Here is a 22740-nt window from a genome sequence, read left to right on the forward strand (position 1 = left end):
CGGCCCCCGGGGCCGAACGGCAGAACATATTGAGGAGACTTCCGTGCCGAACCGACGTCGACGCAGGCTCTCGACCACCATGAGCGCAGTCGCCGCACTGGCGGTCGCAAGTCCGTTTGCGGTTGTTGCAGTGTCCCAGCTGGCGGCCCACGACAGCGCGCCGCAGCACCACGAGTTCGTCGCGGCCGCATCGGTCGCCGACCTGCCCAACGAGCTGATCTCGGCCCTGTCGCAGGGGCTGTCCCAGTTCGGGGTGAACCTCCCGCCGGTCCCCGGTGGCTTCGGCGGCGGCGGCGGGATGCCGCTGGGCACGCCCGGCCTGACCTCCCCCGGCCTGGGCACCCCGGGTCTGGGCACACCCGGCCTGACCTCGCCCGGTCTCGGCACGCCCGGCCTGGGCACCCCGGGCCTGACCGACCCGTCGCTGGCCACCCCCGGCCTGACCACCCCCGGACTGACGCCGGGTGTGTCGACCTCGGGGCTGACCTCGCCCGGGCTGACCACGCCGGGTCTCGGCACGCCCGGCCTGACCTCGCCGGGTCTGACCACGCCGGGCCTGGGCACCACCGGGCTGACCTCACCGGGCCTGACCTCACCGGGGCTGACCACGCCCGGCCTGGGCACCACCGGGCTGACCTCGCCGGGGCTGACCAGCCCGACCGGTCTGCTGCCCGACGGCAGCCTGGCCGCGCCGGGTGAGCTGGGGCTCACCTCGCCGACCGGCCTGGACCCGGGCCTGGACGGCACCTACCCGATCCTCGGCGACCCGTCCCTGGGCATGCCGGAGAGCGGCGGTAGCGGTGGGATCGTCAGCGACCTGATGAGCGCCGCGAACCAGCTCGGCGCCGGGCAGGCGATCGACCTGCTCAAGGGTGTGGTGATCCCGTCCATCACCCAGGCCGCTCAGGGCGCCGGCCCGGCCGCGGCCGCGGCACCGGCAGCCGCCCTGCCGCTGCCCTGATAACCGACCCATCACCCGACGGCACCGCAGAGTCGACCGGCCCCGGTTTCCCCCGGCCATGCCGGCACCAGGGCTCTGCGGTGCCGTTACCCTTTGCGTGTCGCACCACTGACACCATTCAGCACATGCGTAACATCAGTTCGTGCCATCTCGTCGCCCGCTGCCAACGATCAAGTTGACGGCCACCATCGCGACAGTGCTGATCCTGCCGTGGGCACTGAACTCGGGATCGGGCTTCAAATCCGCCACGGCGCCCCCGAGCGCCGCGGCCACCAAACTCACCCAGCGCCCACTCGCCGACCTCGAACCCGGGGTGACCATCCGGGAGATCAGCCAGGACGAGCCGTTCTCGATGGTCGCGCTCACCGGCGCCGACCTCACCGGCACGTCGGCCCGGGTCCGCGCCAAACGCGCCGACGGCTCCTGGGGCCCCTGGTACGCGACCGCCCACGAAGTCCGCGAGGAGCGCGCCGCCGGCCCGGCCGACCCCGCCAACCGCAGCCACGGCACCCCGGCGCCCGGCCCGGACGGGACCGAACCGGTCTTCGTCGGCCGGACCACCGCCGTGCAGATCGCCATCACCCGCCCGCAGGCACCCCGCAAACCCACGGCCGCCCCGGGTAAGACCGCCCCCAAGAAGGCGACCAAGGGCACTCCGAAACCGGCCCGCACGACCGAACCGGACCTGGGTTACGTCCCGGCGACCGCCGCCCAGCCACTGGCCCAGGGCATCTCCGCGGTGCTGATCGCCCCGCCGAAGGCCCCGCTCGACGGGCAGTGGACCCCGCCGAGCGCCGTGCTGGCGCCAGGTCAGCCGCCGAACATCATCCCCCGCAACCACTGGGGTGCCGGCGCCACCGGCCGGTGCGGCAAACCGGTGGAGAGCGGACCGGTGCACGCGGCGGTGGTGCACCACACCGCCGGCAACAACGACTACACCCCGGGGGACTCCGCGGACATCGTCCGGGCCATCTACGCGTATCACACCCGCACCCTGGGCTGGTGCGACATCGGCTACAACGCGCTGGTGGACAAGTACGGCCAGGTCTTCGAAGGTCGGGCCGGCGGCGTCACCCGCGGCATCATGGGCAGCCACGCCGGCGGGTTCAACCGCAACACCTGGGGGGTGTCGATGATCGGCACCTTCGACAAGAACCCGCCCCCGCCGATCCAGCTCGAGACCGTCGGGCGGCTGCTGGGCTGGCGGCTCGGACTCGACGGCACCGACCCGCGCGGTATCGCCGAGCTGGCGTCGGCCGGCGGCTCCTTCACCCACTTCGCGCGCGGGACGTCGCTGACGCTGCCGGTGATCATCGGCCACCGCGACGTCGACGAGACCGAGTGCCCGGGCGACAGCGGGTACGCCTCACTCGACGTGATCCGGGGCATCGCAGCGGGATTCAGCGCGCCGCCCGGCCCGGAGGACCTCATCCGCGTCATGGAGGGCGGCGCCATCCACGCCCGCTGGCTGGAGGTCGGCGGGTTCGACGGCATGCTCGGCGCACCGACCTCGCCGGAGGCGATCGGCGAGGGCTCCACCAAGTACGCCACCTTCGAACACGGCGCCGTGTACTGGTCGCCGGAGACCGGCGCGCAGCCGGTCACCGGGGCGATCTACGACGCCTGGGCCACCCTCGGCTACGAGCGCGGCGTGCTGGGCCTGCCGACCAGCGCCGAGATCCCCGAGCCGGAGTGGGTGGGCCAGAACTTCCAGCACGGCACGCTGAACTTCGACCGGGCCACCGGCGCGGTGATCCGGGTCGTCGACGGCGTCGCCGAGGAACTGCCGCCGCGGCCGCCGGAGGGTCCGCCGGTCCAGCTGGAGCGCTTCTCCCGGGTCATCGACCCGCTCGACGCCGGCTGAGTCAGCCCCACCACCGTTCGAGCACCTGCGCCAGGCCGTCCTCCGTGTTGGGGGCGGTGACCTCCGCCGCGGCGGCCCGCACCGCCGGATGCCCGTTGCCCATCGCCACCCCGTGTCCGGCGCTCAGCAGCATCGGCAGATCGTTGGGCATGTCGCCGAACGCGATCATCCGGTCGGCGCCGATGCCCAGCGGCCCGATGATCTCCGCGAGCCCGGTCGCCTTGGTGATGCCGGTCGGCACCACCTCGATCAGGCCGTTGTCGGTGGAGTAGGTCAACTCGGCGGTGTCGCCGACGTGGCCCGCCAACTGCACCGCCATGTCGGCGCTGGTCGCCCCCGGTTTGCGGATCAGCAGCTTGATCGCCGGCTGCGACAGCAGATCCTCGACCGACACCTCGGTGTCGTCGGGATTCAGCCAGGCGTGCTCGTACCCCGGTGAGCTGACGAACTGCGGCGTCGCCGCGTCGTGCGCCCGTTCCCCGATGCGCTCGACGGCCAGCCCCGCGCCGGGGATGGCGCGCGCCACCACCTCGGCCAGCTCCCGCAGGGCGGCCACCGACAGCGTCCGCGCCGACAGCACCCGGTCGGTGGCCGGGTCGTAGACGACGGCGCCGTTGGCGCAGACCGCCATCGGGGCGAAGCCGAGCGCGTCGACGACCGGGGCGATCCAGCGCGGCGGGCGTCCGGTCGCCAGGATGAACCGGGCGCCGTCGTCGACCGCGGCCCGCACCGCCGCCCGGGTCCGGTCGGTGACCCGCTCCTGGCCGTCGAGCAGGGTGCCGTCGACGTCGCTGGCGATCACCGCGGGCGGCGACACCGTCATCAGCGGCCCCGCAGCACGGCCAGCGCCCGGCGCACCTTGCCGTAGCCGGCCCGCGCCAGCCGCTTGCGGTCGCGCTCGGCCATCTCCGCCTCCCACATCGCCTGGGCCCGCTCCGGGTCGGGTGCGCTACCGCCGAGGCGCAGCGGCACCCAGTACGCCCCGGCCGGGTGCGGGTACTCCAGTTGCGCCTCTTCGAGCAGCGCCGCCATCTTCTGATACAGCAGCGCGACGCTCTCCTCGAGGTCGTCGGTCGGGTGGAACGGCTCGCCGATCTTGATCAGCACCGGCGCGGTGTTGTGCCACAGCTTGCGCGGGTGGTCCTTGGTCCAGATCCGCTGCACACCCCAGACGGCCACCGGGATCAGCGGCACCCCGGCGGCCTGCGCCATCCGGACCGCTCCGCTCTTGAACTGCTTCAGCTCGAAGCTGCGACTGATGGTGGCCTCCGGGTGCACCCCGATCAGCTCGCCCTCCCGCAGCCGCTGCACCGCCACCTCGTAGGCGCCCGACCCGGCGCTGCGGTCCACCGGGATCAGCTTGATGTGCCGGACGACGAAGCCGATCACCGGCACCCGGGCCATCTCGGCCTTGATCATGAACCGCAGCCGGCGATGCCGACGCATCGCCGCGATCGACGCCGGATACCAGTCCAGGTAGCTGGTGTGGTTCAGCGTGAGCACGGCGCCGCCGTGCTCGGGGATGTTCTCCAGGCCGTCGAAGGTCGGGTGCGTCCCGTTGGCCTCGACCAGCGGCGGCAGCAGGATCTCCAACGTGCGGAAGACGGGTTCAGCCATGTTCGGACGCTCGATACTCGCGGGCTTCAGCCCTGGCCCTGCTGCTCGCGGGCGGCCCGCTCGGCGGCCTTGCGTTTGGCCTCCGCGGCGTCCAGTTCCAGCGCCTCCGCCGGGCTGGGGGCGCCGCCGCCGAGCCGCTTCGGCACCCAGAACTCACCGGCCGGCGCCGAGCCGTACTCGTTCTGCGCCCGTTCGAGCAGTTCCTGCATCCGGGTGCGCATCAGCGCCCGCAGTTCCTCCATCGGCAGATCGGGGAGGATCGGCTCGCCGATCGTCACCGAGACCGGAATCTTGGTCCGTCCCAATCGCTTCGGGTAGTCCTTGGTCCAGATCCGCTGGGCGCCCCAGACGATGTGCGGGATGATCGGCACCTGCGCCTCGATCGCCATCCGGGCGGCGCCGCCCTTGAACTCCTTGAGTTCGAAGCTGCGGCTGATCGTCGCCTCCGGGTACACGCCCACCAGTTCGCCCGCCTTGAGCTTGGCCACCGCCTCCTCGTAGGAGGCGTGGCCGTGGGCGCGGTCGACGGCGATGTGCCGGCAGCCGCGCATGATCGGGCCGGTGTAGCGGTTGTCGAACGTCTCCTTCTTCGCCATGAACCGCACCCGGCGGCGCGGCCGCTCCAGGTAGGCGGGGAGCCCGGCGAAGGCGAAGTCCAGGTAGCCGGTGTGGTTGATCGCGATGACCGCACCGCCGGTGGCCGGCAGATTCTCGGCACCGGTGATCGTGATCTTCACCCCCTGGAAGCGCCACAGCGTGCGGGCAACGACGGCGACAGTTCCGAACCAGGGCTCCACAGCCCCAAAGCCTAGGCGATGACGGCGCCGCCGCCGCGGCTAAGCTCAGGGGGAATGCGGGCCGAGCGGCGGGAGAAGAGATAAGTGCGGGTCACCAGCGTCGGGCACGCCGGCTTCCGGATCGAAACCCACGCGGGCAGCATCCTCTGCGACCCCTGGGTCAACCCCGCCTACTTCGCCTCCTGGTTCCCGTTCCCGGACAACTCCACGCTGGACTGGGACGCCCTCGGCGACTGCGACTACCTCTACATCTCGCACCTGCACCACGATCACTTCGACCCGCGGCACCTGGCCGCGCACGTCAACAAGGACGCGGTGGTGCTGCTGCCGGACTACCCGGTGCCGGACCTGCGCGGTGAGCTGGAGAAGCTCGGCTTCACCAACTTCTTCGAGACCAGCGACTCGGTGCGGCACACCGTGTCCGGCCCCAAGGGCGACCTGGACGTGATGATCATCGCCTTGAGTGCCCCGGCCGACGGCCCGATCGGCGACTCCGGCCTGGTGGTGTCCGACGGCACGACCACCCTGTTCAACATGAACGACTGCCGCCCGGTCGACCTGGACGTGCTGGGCGCGTTCGAGCAGATCGACGTGCACCTGCTGCAGTACTCCGGGGCGATCTGGTACCCGATGGTCTACGACATGCCGGAGCGGGCCAAGGCCGCATTCGGGACGCAGAAGCGCCAGCGCCAGATGGACCGTGCGCGGCAGTACATCGCGCACGTCGGCGCGACCTGGGTCGTCCCGTCGGCCGGCCCGCCGTGCTTCCTGGACCCGGCGCTGCGCTCGCTCAACGACGACCACGGCGACCCGGCCAACATCTTCCCCGACGAGATGGTCTTCCTGGACCAGTTGCGCCGCAACGGCCACGACCGCGGCCTGCTGATGATCCCCGGGTCGACGGCGACTTTCACCGGGGCGCAACTCGATTCGCTGGAGCACCCGCTGCCCGTCGAGGACGTGGAGGCGATCTTCACCACCGGCAAGGCGGACTACATCGAGGCCTACGCGCAGCGGATGGGGCCGGTGCTGGCCGCCGAGAAGGCGTCCTGGGCGCCGGCTTCCGGCCCGGCGATGCTGCCGGAGCTGCAGGCGCTGTTCGAGCCGATCATGGCCCGCAGCAAGGAGATCAGCGACGGCATCGGCTACCCGGTGCAGCTGGTGCTCGACGGGGACGGCCACGCCGAGACGGTGGTGCTGGACTTCCCGGCGCGCGCGGTGCGGGAACCGTTGGCCGAGGAGAAGTTCCGCTACGGGTTCGCGATCCCGCCGGAGCTGGTGCGCACCGTGCTGCGCGACGGGGAGCCGGACTGGGTGAACACCATCTTCCTGTCCACCCGGTTCCGGGCGTGGCGGGTCGGCGGCTACAACGAGTACCTGTACACGTTCTTCAAGTGCCTCACCGAGGACCGGATCGTCTACGCCGACGGCTGGTTCGGCGAAAGCCACGACGACTCGGCGACGATCACGCTGGACGGCTGGCAGATTCAGCGGCGCTGCCCGCACATGAAGGCCGACCTGTCGAAGTTCGGGGTGATCAACGACGGCACGCTCACCTGCAACCAGCACGGCTGGCAGTGGGACCTGGAGTCCGGCCGCTGCCTGACCGCCAAGGGGCATCCGCTGCGCTCCGAGAAGTTGTGAGCCGCCTCCTCCTTCGTTGAGAGTGCCTCCTGGGCGGGATTCTCGCCGAAACGTCGCCGTGGACGCACACTCAACGCCCGTGCAGGGGGTGAATTGTGTGCTCCCACGGTTCTGGCCAGGCTTGCCGTCATGGTCCGTTCCTTCGAACCGTTTCTAGGCAGCGAGGCACTGGCCGACGGCCTGGTGAACCGTCATCAGCTGCGAACCCGGTACCGCGCGGTGCTGCCGAACGTTTACCTGCCGAACCAGGTGCGGCCGACACTGCGGCAACGCACGGTCGCCGCCTGGCTGTGGTCGGATCGGCAGGCGATCGTGGCCGGGGCTGCGGCCGCCGCCTTGTACGGCACCAGATGGATCGACGACGACAGCCCGATAGAGCTCATCCACCCCGGGACCCGCGCGCCTGAAGGCGTCATCACCCGTCGTGACACCGTGTTCGCCGACGAGGTGCAGTCGCTGGCGCTGCCGGTGGGAACGTTGTCGGTGACCACGCCCGCGCGCACCGCATTCGACATCGGCCGCTGCCGTCCCATCGCGACCACGATCGCCCGATTGGACGCATTGGGCCGGGCCGCCGGCCTCAATCCCGGCGCGGTCTCGGCGATCGCACTGCGCCACCCGCACACCCGTCGTCTGCGCCAACTGCCCCGCGTGCTGGACCTCGTGGACACCGGAGCGGAATCGCCCCAGGAGTCGTTTCTGCGGTTGCGGCTCATCGACGCGGGATTTCCCCGGCCGCAGACCCAGATCCCGGTCATCACCGCCGAGGATCGCTACTACATCGACATGGGCTGGGCGGAGTTGATGGTGGGCGTCGAATACGACGGGGAGCACCATCGCACCGACCCCGTGCAGTACGCCAGGGATTTGCGCCGCGCGGAGACCTTGGCCGCGCTGGGGTGGCTGATCATTCGCGTCATCAAGGGACACCGCGGCGCCGATATCGTGCGACGGGTCGCGCGGGCAAGGCAGTCGCGGCTCTAACCAACGTTCACCGTGCATCCTGGGCGGAATTCCCGGCGAAATCCCGCCGAGAACGCACACTCAACGCGGTTACTGGGGCTCCAGCACCTCGGCGCCGACGTAGGGCACCAGTGCTGCGGGCACCTTCACGCTGCCGTCGGGCTGCTGGTGGTTCTCCAGGATCGCCACCAGCCACCGGGTGGTGGCCAGGGTGCCGTTCAGCGTCGCCGCGGTCTGCGGCTTGCCGTTGTCGTCGCGGTAGCGGGTGGACAGCCGGCGGGCCTGGAACGTGGTGCAGTTCGACGTCGAGGTCAGCTCCCGGTAGGTGCCCTGCGACGGCACCCACGCCTCGCAGTCGAACTTGCGCGCCGCCGACGAGCCGAGATCACCGGCGGCGACGTCGATCACCCGGTAGGGCACCTCGATCTGCGCCAGCATCTCGCGCTGCCAGCCCAGCAGCCGCTCATGCTCGGCCTCGGCGTCCTCGGGACGGCAGTAGACGAAGCCCTCGACCTTGTCGAACTGGTGCACCCGGATGATGCCGCGGGTGTCCTTGCCGTAGCTGCCCGCCTCCCGGCGGAAGCACGACGACCACCCGGCGTAACGCAGCGGCCCGCCGGACAGGTCCAGGATCTCGTCGGAGTGGTAGCCGGCCAGCGGCACCTCGGAGGTGCCGACCAGGTACAGGTCGTCGGCTTCGAGCCGGTACACCTCGTCGGCGTGCGCACCGAGGAACCCGGTGCCGGTCATGATCTCCGGGCGCACCAGCGCCGGGGTGATCATCGGGGTGAACCCGTTGGCCACCGCCAGCCGCAGCGCCAGTTGCAGCAGGCCCAGTTGCAGCAGCGCGCCGGCGCCGGTGAGGAAGTAGAAGCGGGAGCCGGAGACCTTGGCGCCGCGGCCCATGTCGAGCAGGCCCAGCGCCTCGCCGATCTCCAGGTGATCGCGCGGGGCGTCGATGGCCGGCGGTTCACCGACGACGTCGAGCACCGCGAAGTCGTCCACCCCGCCGGCGGGCACGCCGTCGACGACGACGTTGGCGACGGCCAGGTGCGCGGCGGTGAACGCGGTCTCCGCGTCGGCTTGAGCCGTCTCGGCCGCCTTCACCTGCTCGGCGAGCTCCTTGGCCTTCGCCAGCAAAGCCGGCCGCTCGTCGGGTGAGGCCGCGCCCACCGACCGGCTGGCGGCCTTCTGCTCGGCGCGCAGGTTGTCGGCGGCGGCGATCGCCGAGCGTCGCGCGGTGTCGGCGGTGAGCAGGGTCTCCACCAGGGCCGGGTCCTCGCCGCGGGCGGCCTGGGAGCGTCGGACACGGTCGGGGTCCTCGCGCAGCGCGTTCAGGTCGATCACGGCGCAACCCTACAACCCGGTCCGCCCCGCCCGGTCGGCATCACTTTCGCATCATTAATCACGTCGTCGTGCTCGCCTGTCAGAATGGAGCCGATGTCGAAGCCAGTTGACCAGGACGATCCGCCCGCGCGGCGGCACTCCTGGCTGCGCGCACCGCAGGCGTCGGCGACCCGGCGCACGCTGCTGCTGACGGCACTCGGCGCCCTGATCATCGCCGGTGCGGCCACCGTGCTGCCGCCGGCCGGCGAGGGCCACGGCGGCCTGCTGCCGCGGCTGCGCTCCGACACCGCGCTGAGCTCCGGCGGCAAGGGCGCCGCACCGGCGCTGGGCAGCGGGATCGGCAAGGGCAACGAGGCGATCGACCGCGCGGCCAGCGGCGACTGCCTGACCTGGCCCGATGACGACCTCGACGCGGCGACCATCGTCGGCTGCGGCGAGGAGCACAAGTTCGAGGTGGCCGGTCCGGTCGACATGAAGATGTTCCCCGGCGCCGAGTACGGCCCCGCCGCCCCACCACCGTCGACCGCCCGCATCGAGCAGATCACCCAGGAGCAGTGCGAGTCCTCGGTGCGCCGCTACCTGGGGCCGCGATTCGACCCGCACAGCAAATTCGTCGCGAGCATGCTGTGGGCCGGTGACCGGGCCTGGCGGCAGCGCGGCGAGCGCCGGATGCTGTGCGGCCTGCAGATGCCCGGGGTGGAGGGTCAGGTCGCGTTCATCGGCAAGGTCGTCGACATCGACCAGTCGAAGGTGTGGCCGGCCGGCACCTGCCTGGGCATTGATCCGGCCACCAACCAGCCCAACGACGTCCCGGTGGACTGCGCGGCGCCGCACACCAAGGAGGTCACCGGCACGGTGAACCTCGCCGAGCGGTTCGGCGACGTCCTGCCGCCCGAGCCCGAGCAGGACACCTTCATCAAGGACACCTGCGCCCGGCTGACCGACGCCTACCTGGCCCCGGTGCAGCTGCGCGACACCACCCTGACCCTGACCTACGCCACCGTCTCACTGCCGAGCTGGTCGGCGGGGAGCCGCGAGGTGGCCTGCAGCCTCGGCGCCACACTGGGCAACGGCGGCTGGGCGGTGCTGGTCAACAGCGCCCGCGGTCCGCTGCTGATCAACGGCCAGCCGCCGATCCCACCGCCGGAGATCCCGGTCGAACGGCTCAACCAGCTGCCGGCCGGTTCCGGGTCGGGGCACTAGCCACCGGTGAGCGTGCAGATGGATCCGCGCCGGTTCGACGACCTGGTCTCCGACGCGCTCGACCTGATCCCCCCGAACCTGGCGGCCGCGCTGGACAACGTCGTCGTGCTGGTCGCCGACCGCGACCCCGAGGATCCCGACCTGCTCGGGCTGTATGAGGGGGTGGCGCTGACCGAGCGCGACTCGCATTACGCCGGGGCGTTGCCGGACACCATCACGATCTACCGGGGTGCGCTGCTTGAGATGTGCCACTCCGACGAGGAGGTCGTCGACGAGGTGCGGATCACCGTGATCCACGAGATCGCCCACCACTTCGGCATCGACGACGACCGGTTGCACGAACTCGGCTGGGGCTGAGGCCGGCTCACCCCATCGGATCGACGACGGCCTGTGGTGCCGACGTCGAGGCGAACGGCGGGGTCAGCGCCCCCCACCGCAGGCAACTCCAGCCCCCGCCGCCGGCCGGTGCCAGCACCACCGCCTCGGTGTTCGCCAGGTGGTGCTCGACGACGAAGCCGCCGTCGACGCCGGCGAGCACCGCGGCCGCCAGCCGGATCGCCGCCCCGTGACTGACGACGACGATGTCCCCGGTCCAGTCGTCGTCGTCGAGGTAGCGCAGCCGCAGATCGGTGACGACCGGCAGGTAGCGGTCCAGCACGTCGTCGGCGCTCTCCCCGCCGGGCAGCGCCAGACCGTGCTCCCCGGCGTGCCAGCGCCGGTAGGTCTCGTTGAACTCGGCGACGGCGGCCTCGTCGCTGCGGTTCTCCAGCGCACCGGCCTGCACCTCGTGGATGCCGGCGAGTTCGGCGGCGGTCACCCCGAACCGGCCGCCGATCTCCGCGGCGGTCTGCACCGCGCGGGTCGCCACCGAGTGCACCACCAGCGCCGGGCGCAGCCGGTCGGGCGGGACGAACGCCCGGGCCTGCGCGCGCCCCAGCGGGGTCAGCTCGGAGCCGGGCGGGCGGGTGTCCAGGCGCCGGTCGACGTTGGCGTAGGTCTCGCCGTGCCGCAGCAGGATCAGCCGGCCGCTCACCGCGGCTCCCCGATCGGCCAGGAGCCCAGGTAGCGCACCTCGGCGCAGCAGCGGTGCAGCGCCCGCAGCGCCGCTCCCACCGCGTCGTCGTCGACGTGTCCCACGCAGTCCAGGAAGAACAGGTAGGTGCCGAGTTCGACGCGGGTCGGACGGGATTCGATGCGGGTCAGATCGATTCCGCGGGAGGAGAATTCGGTGAGCGCCGCGACCAGCGCCCCGGGGGCGTTGTCGATGCGCAGCACCACCGAGGTGCGGTCGGCGCCGGTGCGCGCCGGTGGTGGCCCGGGTTGCCCGACCAGGACGAATCGGGTTCGGGCGTTGGCCTCGTCGATGACGCCGTCGGCCAGGGTGGGCAGTCCGCGGTGCGCGGCGGCCAGCGCGGTGCTCACCGCCGCATCCACCTCGCCGTCGCAGACCTGTTGTGCCGCTGCGGCATTGGAGTTCGCCGGGATGACCTGCGCCGCCGGCAGGTGCGCGGCCAGCCAGCGTCGCACCTGGGCACCGGCAACCGGGTGCGCGGCAACGGTTTTCACGTCGGCCGGCGCCAGGCCCGGCGCGATCACGATCGAGAACGCGACCTCCAGCGTCGTCTCGGCGAACACCTGCAGCGGCGAACCGAGCGCGAGGGTGTCCAGGGTGGGCAGTACGCCGCCCTCGATGGAGTTCTCGATCGGCACGCAGGCGTACTCCGCGGCGCCGGCGCGCACGGCGTCCAGGGCGGCCGGTGTGCTGTCGACCGGCACCGGGTCGACGACGCCGCCGGGCACCCGGCCGGCGGCCGCGAGCTGTCCGAGTGCGGCGTCGGTGAAGGTTCCCGCCGGACCGAGGTAGGTGATGCGCGCCACCGGCCAACCCTAACCGGCGTCCCACCGGTTGCACCCGGACCGTTCATTAATTAGGTTAGGGTTACCTCAGTAACGGAAGGGTGGTCGATGACTCCGACAGCGGAAGCCGTGCCGACGAGCGCGGAGCGTATTCGCAGTGCCTGCATCCGGGGCCGGGCCCTGCTCGCGGTCGCGGACGCCACCGACAACGAGACCGACACCGGCACCACCGCACCGGTCAGCGCGCCGCTGTGCCACCTGCTGGCGGACGGATCGATCGCGATCGCGGTGCCCGCCGGCGATGCGATCACGACGATCGCCGCCGGGGCGGGCGTGCCGGCCATGCTGGAGCTGACCGATCACGCGCCGCTGCCGCTGCGCCAGCGGGTCCGCGCCCTGGCGTGGATCCGCGGCCTGGTGCAGGTGGTGCCGCCCGACGACGTCGGTGCACTGCTCGACGTCATCGCCGCCGACAACCCCGATCCGGCGCTGCTGCAGGTGCACTCGCCGCGCTCGGCGCCGGACGGGCGGGCGGCCGCCGACGTCCGCTACGTGCTGCTGCGGCTGACGGCTGAATCGGCGGTGCTGGCCGACACCACCGGGGCCGAAGCCGTCGACGTCGCCGAGCTGCTGGCGGCCCGGCCGGATCCGTTCTGCGGGATCGAATCCTCCTGGCTGCAGCACCTGGACTCCGCGCACCCGGAGCTGATCGCCCGGCTGGCGGCCGACCGGGTGCCGGCGCGGCTGCGGCGCGGCCACGCCCGGCCGCTGGGCGTGGACCGTTACGGCATCTGGCTGCGCGTCGAAGGCGCCGACGGCGACCACGACGTCCGGCTGGGCTTCCCCCGGCCGGTGCTGGACCTGGCCGGGCTGAACCGGGCGATCCGGCTGCTGGCGGGCTGCCCGTTCCTCAACGGGCTGCACGCCCGGCGCGGGTAGCGCCACCGGGTCGGCCCCGGCGGTTACCGTGGCGGGGTGACCGAGCCGGACACCGCCGCACCGGCCCTGCCGCGGCGCGCACTGCGCGTGGAGATCGCGGTGGTGCTGGCGGTCACCTACGGGATGAGTGCCGCCACCGCGGTCCTCGAACTCGCCGACGCCGCCCTGCGCAACCTCGGCGCTCAGCGGGTCGCCCTGAACCCGCGCCGCTCGCATTTCGACCTGATCGACCTCGGCCTGAACGCGGCCTGGGCGGCGCAGCTGATCGCCTGGGGTGCCCTGGCGGTGTACCTGCTGTGGCGCAGCGGCTACCGCCCCGCCGACATCGGCCTGGGCCGCTGGCGCTGGCGCACCGATCTGCCGGGCGCGCTCGGGCTGGCCGCGCTGATCGGCCTGCCCGGACTGGGGATGTACCAGCTGGCGCGGCTGCTGGGCCTCAACGCCGACGTCATCCCCGCCGCGGTCAACGACACCTGGTGGCGGGCACCGCTGCTGGTCGTGATCGCCTTCGCCAATGGCTGGGCCGAGGAGGTGATCGTCGTCGGCTACCTGCTCACCCGGTTGCGCGAGCTGCGGATGCACCCGGCGGCGGCGCTGGTGTGCTCGGCGCTGCTGCGCGGGGCGTACCACCTCTACCAGGGCTTCGGCGCCGGTTTGGGCAACGTCGCGATGGGGCTGGTGTTCGGCTACGCCTGGCAGCGCACCGGACGGCTGTGGCCGCTGATCGTCGCGCACGGGCTGATCGACACCGTCGCGTTCGTCGGCTACGCGCTGCTCGCCGACAAACTGGGCTGGCTGCGCTGAAGAATATTCCCGAATTCAACACGAGCGACATTGATCAGCACATGCTAACTTTACTTAGGCAACGCTGGCCTTCGTAAGTGCGACCTTGCTTGAAAGCATTCCTGACCTGGACTTACCCTGGTCGGCATGAGCGACAAAGACAAGCATCAGACCAAATTCCACGCGCTGCTCCAGGAGCAGATCTACCACGAATTCACCGCCGCGCAGCAATACGTCGCAGTGGCCGTTTATTTCGATGGCGGCGATTACCCGCAATTGGCGAAATTCTTCTACGCGCAGGCCGTCGAGGAGCGCAACCACGCGATGATGCTGGTGCAGTACCTGCTCGACCGCGACGTCGACGTCGAGATCCCCGGCGTCGACGCGGTGCGCAACCACTTCGCCACCCCCCGCGACGCACTGGCGCTGGTGCTCGACCAGGAGCGCACCGTCACCGACCAGATCAGCCGACTGGCGGCGGCTGCCCGCGACGAGAACGACTACGTGGGCGAGCAGTTCATGCAGTGGTTCCTCAAAGAGCAGGTCGAAGAGGTCGCCACGATGACCCGACTGGTGCGGGTCGCCGAGCGGGCCGGGAGCAACATGTTCGACCTGGAGAACTTCATCGCCCGCGAGGTCGGCGTCGGCGCGCCGGAGGCCGGCGCCCCGCGCATCGCCGGCGGCGCCCAGTAGCACCGCCCAGCACCATCGATCAGCCCGCCCGCAACCGCGCCTTGGTTCGGGCGGGCTGATTCGTTGCGATCCAGGCGACCCCGACATCGCGGCAGAAGTCGACGTCGTCGGGCGCGTCGACGGTCCAGCAGTACAGCGCCCGCCCGCGCGCCGCGGCGTGATCGACCAGTTCGGGGTGCTCGCGCAGGGTGGCGATCGACGGACCGATCGCGGTCGCCCCGACCGTGGTGGCGGCACCGCCGCCGAGGTAGCGCGCCGTCGAACCGAGCAGCACCGTCGGCAGCAGCGGCGCGGCCCGACGGATCCGCCACACCGCCGCCGCCGAGAACGACATCACCACGGCCCGCGACCGGGTCGCCGATGCGGGTGCGGCGATCCCGAACCGCTGCAGCAGCGCCAGCACCTTGCGCTCCACCATCGCCCCGTAGCGCACCGGGTGCTTGGTCTCGATGAAGATCTTCACCGGCCGGTGCCAGTCCAGCACCAGCGCGACCAGCGCGTCGAGGGTGAGCAGCCCGGTCCGCGCCGGATCCCCGCACCGATCGCCGTAGTCGAATTCCTGCAACTGGGTCAGCGTCATCTCGCTGACCACGCCGACGCCGCTGGAGGTGCGGTCCACCCGCCGGTCGTGCACGCAGACCAGGTGGCCGTCGCTGGTCAGCCGGACGTCGCATTCGACGCCGTCGGCACCCTCCTGCAGCGCCAGGTCGTAGGCGGCCAGCGTGTGCTCGGGCCGTTCGGCCGACGCACCGCGGTGGGCGACCACGAACGGATGCCCCGCCACCACGCCGTCGGCCGCCGTCATGGACCTATGCTGCCGGTTCCCGCCCGTCGGACTCAAGCACAGCGGCCGGTGTCGCGGCGGGTTCCGGCGCCGGTTCGGGCATCGGGGGCTCCTGCGCCGGCCCGGCGTCGCCGACCACCACCCAGTGGTGGGCGGGCCGGCTCATCGACCGCCGCTCGAAGCCGTCGACGACGCGCGCCGCCGCCCGCACCGCGGCCAGCCCCAGCAGGTAGGCGATGACCATCGCGACGGTGTTGTTGGCGATACCCTGCGCGCCGGTCGCGAAACTGGTCGCGGTGGCGAACAGTGCAGCCAGCGTGCTGGCCACCCACAGCAGCCACCACACCACGATGGGTTTGCGCAGCCGTACCAGCCGGTCCTCCCGGGACGCCAACTCCATGGTGTAGACCGGCGCCCAGAACAGGTTGACCACCGGCACCAGACAACCGACCCACAGCGCCCACGGTCGCCGCGACTCCGGCCGGCGCAGCCGGGTGAACGCCGCCGCGCGGCGCCCGATCAGCCAGCGGGTCAGCAGCACCGCGCAGACGATCACCGCGATCAGCGCGGCCACGCTCGCCAGCCGGCCCAGCCACAGCGCCGCCCCGGCGACCACCGGGTGCAGCAGATGGGTGCGGTTGACGAGCATCAGCAGGTAGCTGAGCGTGTGCACCAGTGCGGCGACGCCCAGTGCCGCCGTGGCCGCCGACAGCGCACGCTGGACAGAGGCCAGCGCCGGCGCCTCGGCCTGAGCCGACTTCTCCTGGGCGACAACCGGATTCACCCATTCCATCAGGGTCCAGCGCGGCATCACCGAGTAGTGCGGGGTGGGGCCAAGCGGTCGCGATCGGCGATGCGGCAGCGGCGGCGGCCCGGGCCGGACCGCAATCCAGCGGTAGCCGTGCCCCAGCCGGGGCGTCGCCGGCGGGGCGGCCGGAGCGGGGGGACCGGGCTGCGTCCACTGCAGTTCCGCCTCCTGGGCGGGCGTCAGTGGCGCCCACAACGCACCGTTGCAGCGTGGACACCATGCCCGCCGCCGGTCGCGGACGTTCCACCGCGTGCCGCAGCGGGAGCACACCTGGATCACCGCACCAGCGTAGCGAGGCCTCCGCGCGCCCGTCCCGGGGCCGACGAACCGTACGCCCGGGGGTACCCGCCAGCTACCGTCGAGCTATCCACAGTTTCCACAGGTTTATCCACAGTGCGGTGTGGGGACGGCTCCGCCGGTGAACTGGTTCGGGCACGCCGATCCCCGGCGTAATTGTGGATAACGCAGCGTCGCCGGACGGCGGTGATTAACAGGCTCGGCCGTCGCTGAGCGAAATCTGGCGACCGGCTAAGCATCGACATCCGGTGATCGTCGGCGGCTGTCGCGCGCCCGGGCCGGTCGTCTCCGCAGCACTGCCGGATGACACCCGTCGAATTTCCTCGCCGGCGGCCCGTCCCGCTATGATGGCGATCACAATGTGATTGTGATCCGTCTCACGGGGGTGGGCCGGATGTGGTTTTGGGGGTAGAGCTATGACGGCGCAGCCGATGCAGCCGGTGGGACACCAGGCGGTCACGCCATGGCAGGGCGGCCTGCCGGCGTATCACCGATCGGACCTGTTCGCGTCCGTCCGCGCCGGGCTGATCGCCTTGGTGCTGCTGGTCCTGCTGGCCGCGCTGATCCTGCTCTGACGTCGCCGCCCGACCCGTTCTTGCGGTACCTGCCTTCTTGGAGCAATGTTGAGCAAGGCGGTCCAGCCCGTCGCGGAATGCGTTGCCGGTGGGCTGCCAGTTTGGGTCGAGCGCCGGTCGGCAATGATCGACGGTGATCGACTGTGACAGACAGCGATCATCGGATCGCTAGTGACCTAAGGAAGGAACGCCGTGGCCGACTACACCTTGCCGGACTTGGACTGGGATTACGGAGCACTGGAGCCGCACATCTCGGGGCAGATCAACGAGCTGCACCACAGTAAGCACCACGCGGCCTACGTCGCAGGCGCCAACGGCGCCCTGGCCAAGCTTGAAGAGGCCCGCGCCAACGACGACCACGGCGCGATCTTCTTGAACGAGAAGAACCTGGCGTTCCACCTGGGCGGGCACGTCAACCACTCGATCTGGTGGAAGAACCTGTCGCCCAACGGCGGTGACAAGCCGACCGGTGAGCTGGCCGCCGCGATCGACGACGCGTTCGGGTCGTTCGACAAGTTCCGCGCGCAGTTCACCGCCGCCGCCAACGGCCTGCAGGGCTCGGGCTGGGCGGTGCTCGGCTACGACACCCTCGGCGGCAAGCTGCTCACCTTCCAGCTCTACGACCAGCAGGCCAACGTCCCGCTGGGCATCATCCCGCTGCTGCAGGTCGACATGTGGGAGCACGCGTTCTACCTGCAGTACAAGAACGTCAAGGCGGACTACGTCAAGGCGTTCTGGAACGTGGTGAACTGGGCGGACGTGCAGTCGCGGTTCGCGGCCGCCACCTCGAAGACCTCGGGGCTGATCTTCTGATCACCGGCTGAGCCACCGCCGGAAGACTCCGACACTACTGGGGCGTCGCGCCAATAGCGCGGCGCCCCAGTCGTTTTCTTCATCGTTTTGTTATGGCATCGTTCGCCGTGTCTGCTTGCAACAGTGTGATCCGCGTCGCATTCTGCACACAACAGGCACAGCGCGATCGCGAGGAGTTGGCGATGCAGACAGGATCCGGCCCCAAGATCGAGGTCACGCCGTTCCATGCGCACGGGGAGCTTCACGGCTTCGTGGTGTTCGGCCGCTGGCCCGACTCCACCAAGGAGTGGACGCAACTGCTCAGTGTCGCGGTCCGGGTCGCCTCCCTGCCCGGCTTGCTGACCACCACAACCGTATTCGGCACCCGCGAGGAACTCCCCGAGGATCCCGGTCCCGGAACGGTCGGGCTGCTGATGGCCGAGGGCACCGTCTGCGGTGCGAGCGCGGTGCCGCCCGGACGGTTCGCCGCGCACCAGCCGTCGGCGCTGCTGATGCTGCACCCGCCGTCGGAGACCATCCCGTCGCTGCCGGAATGTCGTGGCGCGGCGTCGGGGTGCGTGCTGCTGCCGGGCATCCCGCATCTGGGCCTGGAACACCGCGCGGCGTGGGTGGAGGCCGACTCGGACGGCACCGTGACGTCGATGGTGAGCCGTGTCGGCGTCGACCCGGTCTGTCACCCCGACACCGCGATCCTGGCGATGCTGCTTGCCGCATAAGACAATTCGACGCCGGTGATCGCTGGGCCGGATCGCTGGATACGGCTGTCCGAACTTCTCGCGGCGGTGGCGGATGCGCCACCCGGCCGTTAACGTGGGCAGCCGACGGTGCGTCGAAAGGCCGATCCGGATGCTCACCGCCACACTGCTCAGCCTCGGAGTGGTCTTCCTGGCCGAACTGGGCGACAAGTCGCAACTGATCACGATGACCTATGCGCTGCGGCACCGCTGGTGGGTGGTGCTGAGCGGGGTGGGGATCGGCGCCTTCTTCGTCCACGGCATCTCGGTGCTGGCCGGACATTTCCTGGGGATGACGCTGCCCGAACGGCCGATCGCCGCGGTCGCCGGTGTCGCCTTCATCGGCTTCGCGGCCTGGACGTGGCGGGAGGGCGCCAACGCCGCGACCGGTTCGCCGACGGTGTCCGAACCGCGGTTCGTGTTGCTGGCGATCGTCTCCTCGGTGGTGCTCGCCGAACTCGGCGACAAGACGATGCTGGCGACGGTGGCGCTGGCCAGCGACCACGACTGGCTCGGGGTGTGGATCGGCGCCACCGCGGGCATGGTGCTCGCCGACGCGGTGGCGATCGCGGTCGGCATGGTGCTGCACCGCCGACTGCCCGCGCATCTGCTGCACGTCGCGGCGAGCCTGCTGTTCCTGGCGTTCGGGCTGTGGGTGATCCTCGACGAGGCACTGGGCCGGCGCCCGCTGGCCGTCGCCGCGGTCGGCGGGCTGGCACTGATCGCGCTGACGACGGCGCTGTGGCGGGCCGCCGCCCGACGCTCCAACCCGACTGCCGAACCCGGTACGGCTGTTCACTAGCAAATTCCGCTCGCGGGGCGATCGCGCGGGGCGATCTTCATTTCGCTGGAGTCACGTCCGGTTCCGGGGACCGGTCACCGCGCCCGCACCGACCGCACGACGACCGCCCGTCGCGTAATTCACCTGGTACAGCACGAAACTGCGACTCGGCGGCCTCCCGCCGACGCTGATCACGGCACCGCGCACCAGAAAACACCTTCAAGATCAAATTAGGTGGTCTCAGACTATTGGTTGTCCTCTTATCTATCGCTACCATGATCAGCAAACCCGTACACGGCGCTTCGTACGCCGCTGGCCGCCATCCCCCCACTGGAGGTCCCATCGATGAGCACGACCTTCTCTGCGCGTCTCAACCGTCTTTTCGACGTCGTCTACCCACCCGGGCGCGGACCGCACACGTCCGCTGAGGTGATCGCGGCGCTGAAAGCCGAAGGCGTCACGATGTCGGCTCCCTACCTGTCCCAGTTGCGCTCCGGGAACCGGACCAACCCCTCGACGGCGACCATGGCGGCGCTGGCCAACTTCTTCCGCATCAAACCCGCGTTCTTCACCGACGACGAGTACCACGACAAACTCGACGCCGAGTTGACCTGGCTGGCCAGCATCCGCGACGCCGGCGTGCGCCGGATCGCCACCCAGGCGATCGGACTGTCCTCGGAGTCCCAGGAGGACATCCTGAGCCGGATCGGCGAGCTGCGCCGCAAGGAGAGCCTCGCCGTCTGACGCGCCCGGCCGCGACCTGGCGCACCGTCGGCGCCGCGCCGCGATTAGGGTTGGCTCGGTCACGGTAGTGCCAGCGAGACACCGGGGAGGCGGCCGCGATGGGCCTGTTCAGAAAGCGTAAGAGTCGCGCAACCCGGCGTGCCGAAGCCCGGGCGCTCAAGGCGCGCGCGAAATTGGAGGCCCGGCTGGCCGCCAAGGGCGAGGCGCGCCGGTTCAAGGCGACCCAGCGCGCCGACTCCAGAGCACTCAAGGCGCGCCTCAAATCCGACCGCGACCGCGACCGGGTGGCGCTCAAGACCGCCGAGACCCACCGCAAGGCGGCGCTCGACGGGCGACTGCTCTCGCCGGCCCGCATCCGCCGCACGCTGACGGTGTCGCGACTGCTGGCACCGGTCGCCGTGCCGGTGCTCTACCGGGCGGCGATGGCGGTGCGCGGGCTGCTCGACGAACGCCGCGCCGACCTGCTCGGGGTGCCGCTGGCGCTGGTCGGGCAGTACTCCGGCAACGGCGCCCAGCTGTCGGCGCGGATCGCCGGCGCGGAGAAGACGCTGCGACTGGTGCAGGAGAAGAAGCCCAAGGACGCCGAGACCAAGGCGTTCGTCGCCGCCATCACCGAGCGGCTGTCCGACCTGGCCACCGCGGTGACGGCGGTCGAGACCATGCCGGCCGAGCGGCGACGGACGGCGTACGCATCGGTGGGCGCCCAGCTCGACGGCATCGACGCCGACCTGATGGCCCGGCTGGGGCTGTCGGCATGACGGCCCGGGTCACCCGCGCGCTGGCCGGGGCCGCGGTCCTGCTCGGCACCGGTTTCGTCGGCGCCGCACCGGCGGGGGCGCACGTGCACGCCAGCAGCCCCGGCGCGGTGCGCGGCGGCGTCGCAATGGTGACGTTCGAGGTGCCCAACGAGTCACCGACCGGATCGGCGACCACCGAACTCACCGTGACCCTGCCCGACGTCGCCTCGGCGCGCACCGAGACCAAACCGGGCTGGACGGCCCGGATGGACCGCGACGCCGCGACCGGCACGGTCCGCTCGGTGACCTGGACGGCCACGCCCGGTGCGGGCGTCGGCGCCGACCAGTTCGGGCTGTTCCGGATCGCGGTGAAACTGCCCGACGCCGACACCGTGACGTTCCCCGCCGCGCAGCGCTACGCCGACGGGACCGTGGTCCGCTGGGACCAGGATCCGCTGCCCGGCGGTGGCGAACCGGACCGGCCGGTGCCGGCACTGCACCTGGTGAGCGGCCCGGCGGCCCCGATGGAGCACCACGCGCAGCACCCGGCTCCGGCGGTCTCGGCCGGGCCCGCGGAGACCGAGGCGGCAGAACCCGAGGCGCCGCCGCACGACAACGCGGCGCGGTTGCTCGGCGGCACGGCGCTGCTGGTGGCGGCGCTGGCGGTCACGGTCGCGATAACCCGGCGGCGCACGTGACCCGGTCCGTGCGGGCCGCGCTGGCGGCGGTGTTCGCGCTGGCGATGCTGCTGGCCGCGGTCTCGCTGGCCGGGGTCGCCGCTGCACACGCGGTGCTGACCGACACCGATCCGGCCCGCGACGCCGAACTGGCCGCCGGACCGGAGCGGGTCAGCGCCACCTTCAACGAGCAGCTGCAGAACACCTTCCCGGCGATGACGGTGGTGGGACCGGACGGGAACCTGTGGTCGACCGGTGAGACGCGGGTGCAGGGCGCGGTCGCCAGCGTCGCACTGCGCCCGCTCGGGCCGGTGGGCACCTACACCGTCAACTACCGGGTGACCTCCGCCGACGGGCACCCGGTGTCGGGTTCGTGGCAGTTCCGGTTGACGACGGCCGGCACCGGGGAACCGGGTCCGCCGGTCGGCGCGCGCGTCGACCCCGACGCGGCCCGCCGGTACGCCGACCCGGGCGGTGAGATGCCGGTCTGGCCGTTCGGGGTGGGAGCGGTGCTGATCGTCGGCGCGGGTCTGTGGTTCGCCCGACCGAGATCGTGACCGCCGCTTCTCGATGAGCGACAACACGTGCTGGCATGATGGGCACCGTTGCCGGTGTCCGTGACGACAATCCGCAGAGGAGCCGCCGTATGACCGAACCACAGGGCCAGCCCGAGAACGACGCCGCCGCCGAGGCGGCCTCCCCGCCGCCCGCCGCGCAGCCGCCGGCACCGCCCGCCACACCGGCACCGCCCGCCGCGCAGGCACCGGCCGCTGAGCCGGCGAAGAAAGCGCCCGCCAAAAAGGCACCGGCCAAGAAGGCGCCGGCGAAGAAGGCCGCGGCGAAGAAGGCACCCGCCAAGAAAGCGCCCGCCAAAAAGGCCGAATCACCGGCACCGGCCGCGCCGCCGGCGGCGGTCGCCACCAACGGCCACCTGACGAACGGGGCCAAAGAGGCCGCAGCCCAGGCGAAGTCCGCGGTGGAGACGGTCCGCAACCCGGTCGCCCCGGCGCCGCAGCAGAGTTCCCGGTCGCCGCGCACGCTGCTGGCCGCCGGTGCGCTCGGCCTGGCCGGTCTGCTGTTGCTGCGACGGCTGCGCCGCCGGCGCGCAGCGGGCTGAGCGCC

26 protein-coding genes are annotated in these 22740 nt (G+C 71.4%); 18 read left to right on the plus strand and 8 right to left on the minus strand.

The window, feature by feature from the left end:
- Positions 1 to 43: 43 nt before the first annotated feature.
- Together KIH27_RS16545 and KIH27_RS16550 are read left to right on the plus strand one after the other, a co-directional pair.
- Positions 44 to 961 carry a hypothetical protein gene (locus KIH27_RS16545; RefSeq protein WP_214094058.1) on the plus strand — a complete coding sequence of 306 codons (918 nt, stop codon included), beginning with the start codon at positions 44 to 46 and terminating at the stop codon, positions 959 to 961.
- A 142-nt stretch (positions 962 to 1103) separates the two neighbouring features.
- Positions 1104 to 2825, plus strand: coding sequence for an N-acetylmuramoyl-L-alanine amidase (locus tag KIH27_RS16550; protein ID WP_214094059.1), 1722 nt, complete (start codon positions 1104 to 1106; stop codon positions 2823 to 2825).
- Between the two features lies 1 nt (position 2826).
- Here the strand turns inward: KIH27_RS16550 and KIH27_RS16555 are convergent, their stop codons facing one another.
- The 3 genes from KIH27_RS16555 to KIH27_RS16565 are packed head-to-tail and all read right to left on the minus strand — an operon-like array spanning position 2827 to position 5239.
- Positions 2827 to 3648: an HAD family hydrolase gene (locus KIH27_RS16555; RefSeq protein ID WP_250150264.1), complete on the minus strand. Its 822-nt coding sequence runs from the start codon at positions 3646 to 3648 to the stop codon at positions 2827 to 2829.
- Positions 3648 to 4442: a lysophospholipid acyltransferase family protein gene (locus tag KIH27_RS16560; RefSeq protein ID WP_214094060.1), complete on the minus strand. Its 795-nt coding sequence runs from the start codon at positions 4440 to 4442 to the stop codon at positions 3648 to 3650. The genes KIH27_RS16555 and KIH27_RS16560 overlap by 1 nt, the downstream gene beginning before the upstream one ends.
- Before the next feature lie 26 nt (positions 4443 to 4468).
- The gene (locus tag KIH27_RS16565) at positions 4469 to 5239 is read right to left on the minus strand and encodes a lysophospholipid acyltransferase family protein (RefSeq protein ID WP_214094061.1); all 771 of its coding nucleotides are present in this window, start codon (positions 5237 to 5239) and stop codon (positions 4469 to 4471) included.
- Positions 5240 to 5323: 84 nt separating this feature from the next.
- Between KIH27_RS16565 and KIH27_RS16570 the strand changes: the two genes are divergently transcribed.
- Entirely contained in the window at positions 5324 to 6883 is a 1560-nt protein-coding gene (locus KIH27_RS16570) for an MBL fold metallo-hydrolase (RefSeq protein WP_214094062.1), read from the plus strand.
- 129 nt (positions 6884 to 7012) lie between these two features.
- Positions 7013 to 7867 (plus strand): endonuclease domain-containing protein, encoded by an 855-nt coding sequence (locus KIH27_RS16575; protein WP_214094063.1) that lies wholly within the window; start codon positions 7013 to 7015, stop codon positions 7865 to 7867.
- A gap of 69 nt (positions 7868 to 7936) precedes the next feature.
- Here KIH27_RS16575 and serS read toward each other — a convergent pair whose 3' ends face one another.
- Positions 7937 to 9193 carry a serine--tRNA ligase gene (serS, locus tag KIH27_RS16580; RefSeq protein ID WP_214094064.1) on the minus strand — a complete coding sequence of 419 codons (1257 nt, stop codon included), beginning with the start codon at positions 9191 to 9193 and terminating at the stop codon, positions 7937 to 7939.
- 93 nt (positions 9194 to 9286) lie between these two features.
- On the opposite strand from serS, the gene KIH27_RS16585 reads away from it, so the two are divergent.
- Both KIH27_RS16585 and KIH27_RS16590 read left to right on the plus strand, forming a co-directional pair.
- Positions 9287 to 10396, plus strand: a complete 1110-nt coding sequence (locus KIH27_RS16585; protein WP_307856909.1) for a septum formation family protein — start codon at positions 9287 to 9289, stop codon at positions 10394 to 10396.
- Between the two features lie 6 nt (positions 10397 to 10402).
- On the plus strand, positions 10403 to 10753 hold the full coding sequence (locus tag KIH27_RS16590) for a metallopeptidase family protein (protein WP_214094066.1): 351 nt from the start codon (positions 10403 to 10405) through the stop codon (positions 10751 to 10753).
- A 7-nt stretch (positions 10754 to 10760) separates the two neighbouring features.
- Here the strand turns inward: KIH27_RS16590 and KIH27_RS16595 are convergent, their stop codons facing one another.
- Entirely contained in the window at positions 10761 to 11429 is a 669-nt protein-coding gene (locus tag KIH27_RS16595) for a histidine phosphatase family protein (protein WP_214094067.1), read from the minus strand.
- The gene (gene pheA, locus KIH27_RS16600) at positions 11426 to 12274 is read right to left on the minus strand and encodes a prephenate dehydratase (RefSeq protein WP_214094068.1); all 849 of its coding nucleotides are present in this window, start codon (positions 12272 to 12274) and stop codon (positions 11426 to 11428) included. The genes KIH27_RS16595 and pheA overlap by 4 nt, the downstream gene beginning before the upstream one ends.
- Before the next feature lie 87 nt (positions 12275 to 12361).
- Between pheA and KIH27_RS16605 the strand changes: the two genes are divergently transcribed.
- From KIH27_RS16605 to KIH27_RS16615, 3 genes are all read left to right on the plus strand, one after another.
- Positions 12362 to 13192, plus strand: a complete 831-nt coding sequence (locus KIH27_RS16605) for a DUF2470 domain-containing protein (RefSeq protein ID WP_214094069.1) — start codon at positions 12362 to 12364, stop codon at positions 13190 to 13192.
- A gap of 36 nt (positions 13193 to 13228) precedes the next feature.
- Positions 13229 to 13996: a CPBP family intramembrane glutamic endopeptidase gene (locus tag KIH27_RS16610; protein WP_307856910.1), complete on the plus strand. Its 768-nt coding sequence runs from the start codon at positions 13229 to 13231 to the stop codon at positions 13994 to 13996.
- Positions 13997 to 14122: 126 nt separating this feature from the next.
- A complete protein-coding gene (locus KIH27_RS16615) occupies positions 14123 to 14668 on the plus strand; it encodes a ferritin (RefSeq protein ID WP_214094070.1) in 546 nt (181 codons plus the stop codon).
- Positions 14669 to 14687: 19 nt separating this feature from the next.
- Here KIH27_RS16615 and KIH27_RS16620 read toward each other — a convergent pair whose 3' ends face one another.
- Positions 14688 to 15473: a glycerophosphodiester phosphodiesterase gene (locus KIH27_RS16620; RefSeq protein WP_214094071.1), complete on the minus strand. Its 786-nt coding sequence runs from the start codon at positions 15471 to 15473 to the stop codon at positions 14688 to 14690.
- Positions 15474 to 15477: 4 nt separating this feature from the next.
- Positions 15478 to 16539 carry a DUF4328 domain-containing protein gene (locus KIH27_RS16625; RefSeq protein WP_214094072.1) on the minus strand — a complete coding sequence of 354 codons (1062 nt, stop codon included), beginning with the start codon at positions 16537 to 16539 and terminating at the stop codon, positions 15478 to 15480.
- Between the two features lie 434 nt (positions 16540 to 16973).
- On the opposite strand from KIH27_RS16625, the gene KIH27_RS16630 reads away from it, so the two are divergent.
- The 9 genes from KIH27_RS16630 to KIH27_RS23030 all read left to right on the plus strand — a co-directional run bounded on the left by KIH27_RS16630 (position 16974) and on the right by KIH27_RS23030 (position 22735).
- On the plus strand, positions 16974 to 17132 hold the full coding sequence (locus tag KIH27_RS16630) for a hypothetical protein (RefSeq protein ID WP_214094098.1): 159 nt from the start codon (positions 16974 to 16976) through the stop codon (positions 17130 to 17132).
- A 192-nt stretch (positions 17133 to 17324) separates the two neighbouring features.
- On the plus strand, positions 17325 to 17945 hold the full coding sequence (locus KIH27_RS16635) for a superoxide dismutase (RefSeq protein WP_214094073.1): 621 nt from the start codon (positions 17325 to 17327) through the stop codon (positions 17943 to 17945).
- A 182-nt stretch (positions 17946 to 18127) separates the two neighbouring features.
- Positions 18128 to 18661, plus strand: coding sequence for a peptidase (locus tag KIH27_RS16640; RefSeq protein ID WP_214094074.1), 534 nt, complete (start codon positions 18128 to 18130; stop codon positions 18659 to 18661).
- Between the two features lie 130 nt (positions 18662 to 18791).
- Positions 18792 to 19481 carry a TMEM165/GDT1 family protein gene (locus KIH27_RS16645; RefSeq protein WP_214094075.1) on the plus strand — a complete coding sequence of 230 codons (690 nt, stop codon included), beginning with the start codon at positions 18792 to 18794 and terminating at the stop codon, positions 19479 to 19481.
- Positions 19482 to 19805: 324 nt separating this feature from the next.
- Positions 19806 to 20204 (plus strand): helix-turn-helix domain-containing protein, encoded by a 399-nt coding sequence (locus KIH27_RS16650; RefSeq protein WP_214094076.1) that lies wholly within the window; start codon positions 19806 to 19808, stop codon positions 20202 to 20204.
- Positions 20205 to 20302: 98 nt separating this feature from the next.
- Positions 20303 to 20962: a DUF6474 family protein gene (locus tag KIH27_RS16655; protein WP_214094077.1), complete on the plus strand. Its 660-nt coding sequence runs from the start codon at positions 20303 to 20305 to the stop codon at positions 20960 to 20962.
- Positions 20959 to 21639, plus strand: a complete 681-nt coding sequence (locus KIH27_RS16660; protein WP_214094078.1) for a YcnI family copper-binding membrane protein — start codon at positions 20959 to 20961, stop codon at positions 21637 to 21639. Before KIH27_RS16655 ends, KIH27_RS16660 begins: the two co-directional genes overlap by 4 nt.
- A gap of 44 nt (positions 21640 to 21683) precedes the next feature.
- Positions 21684 to 22175, plus strand: a complete 492-nt coding sequence (locus KIH27_RS16665) for a copper resistance CopC family protein (protein WP_214094096.1) — start codon at positions 21684 to 21686, stop codon at positions 22173 to 22175.
- 89 nt (positions 22176 to 22264) lie between these two features.
- Positions 22265 to 22735, plus strand: a complete 471-nt coding sequence (locus tag KIH27_RS23030; RefSeq protein ID WP_214094079.1) for a nucleoid-structuring protein H-NS — start codon at positions 22265 to 22267, stop codon at positions 22733 to 22735.
- The last annotated feature ends 5 nt before the right edge of the window (positions 22736 to 22740 follow it).

This window comes from Mycolicibacter acidiphilus, assembly GCF_018455725.1.
GTDB classification, from domain to species: domain Bacteria; phylum Actinomycetota; class Actinomycetes; order Mycobacteriales; family Mycobacteriaceae; genus Mycobacterium; species Mycobacterium acidiphilum.

Bases quoted from the DNA above. Each gene is read 5' to 3' on its own strand.
- KIH27_RS16555 (WP_250150264.1), bottom strand. From the start codon at position 3,648: ATGACGGTGTCGCCGCCCGCGGTGATCGCCAGCGACGTCGACGGCACC.
- KIH27_RS16560 (WP_214094060.1), bottom strand. From the start codon at position 4,442: ATGGCTGAACCCGTCTTCCGCACGTTGGAGATCCTGCTGCCGCCGCTG.
- KIH27_RS16575 (WP_214094063.1), top strand. From the start codon at position 7,013: ATGGTCCGTTCCTTCGAACCGTTTCTAGGCAGCGAGGCACTGGCCGAC.
- KIH27_RS16585 (WP_307856909.1), top strand. From the start codon at position 9,287: ATGTCGAAGCCAGTTGACCAGGACGATCCGCCCGCGCGGCGGCACTCC.
- KIH27_RS16605 (WP_214094069.1), top strand. From the start codon at position 12,362: ATGACTCCGACAGCGGAAGCCGTGCCGACGAGCGCGGAGCGTATTCGC.
- KIH27_RS16615 (WP_214094070.1), top strand. From the start codon at position 14,123: ATGAGCGACAAAGACAAGCATCAGACCAAATTCCACGCGCTGCTCCAG.
- KIH27_RS16620 (WP_214094071.1), bottom strand. From the start codon at position 15,473: ATGACGGCGGCCGACGGCGTGGTGGCGGGGCATCCGTTCGTGGTCGCC.
- KIH27_RS16630 (WP_214094098.1), top strand. From the start codon at position 16,974: ATGACGGCGCAGCCGATGCAGCCGGTGGGACACCAGGCGGTCACGCCA.
- KIH27_RS16640 (WP_214094074.1), top strand. From the start codon at position 18,128: ATGCAGACAGGATCCGGCCCCAAGATCGAGGTCACGCCGTTCCATGCG.
- KIH27_RS16645 (WP_214094075.1), top strand. From the start codon at position 18,792: ATGCTCACCGCCACACTGCTCAGCCTCGGAGTGGTCTTCCTGGCCGAA.
- KIH27_RS16650 (WP_214094076.1), top strand. From the start codon at position 19,806: ATGAGCACGACCTTCTCTGCGCGTCTCAACCGTCTTTTCGACGTCGTC.
- KIH27_RS16655 (WP_214094077.1), top strand. From the start codon at position 20,303: ATGGGCCTGTTCAGAAAGCGTAAGAGTCGCGCAACCCGGCGTGCCGAA.
- KIH27_RS16660 (WP_214094078.1), top strand. From the start codon at position 20,959: ATGACGGCCCGGGTCACCCGCGCGCTGGCCGGGGCCGCGGTCCTGCTC.
- KIH27_RS16665 (WP_214094096.1), top strand. From the start codon at position 21,684: ATGCTGCTGGCCGCGGTCTCGCTGGCCGGGGTCGCCGCTGCACACGCG.
- KIH27_RS23030 (WP_214094079.1), top strand. From the start codon at position 22,265: ATGACCGAACCACAGGGCCAGCCCGAGAACGACGCCGCCGCCGAGGCG.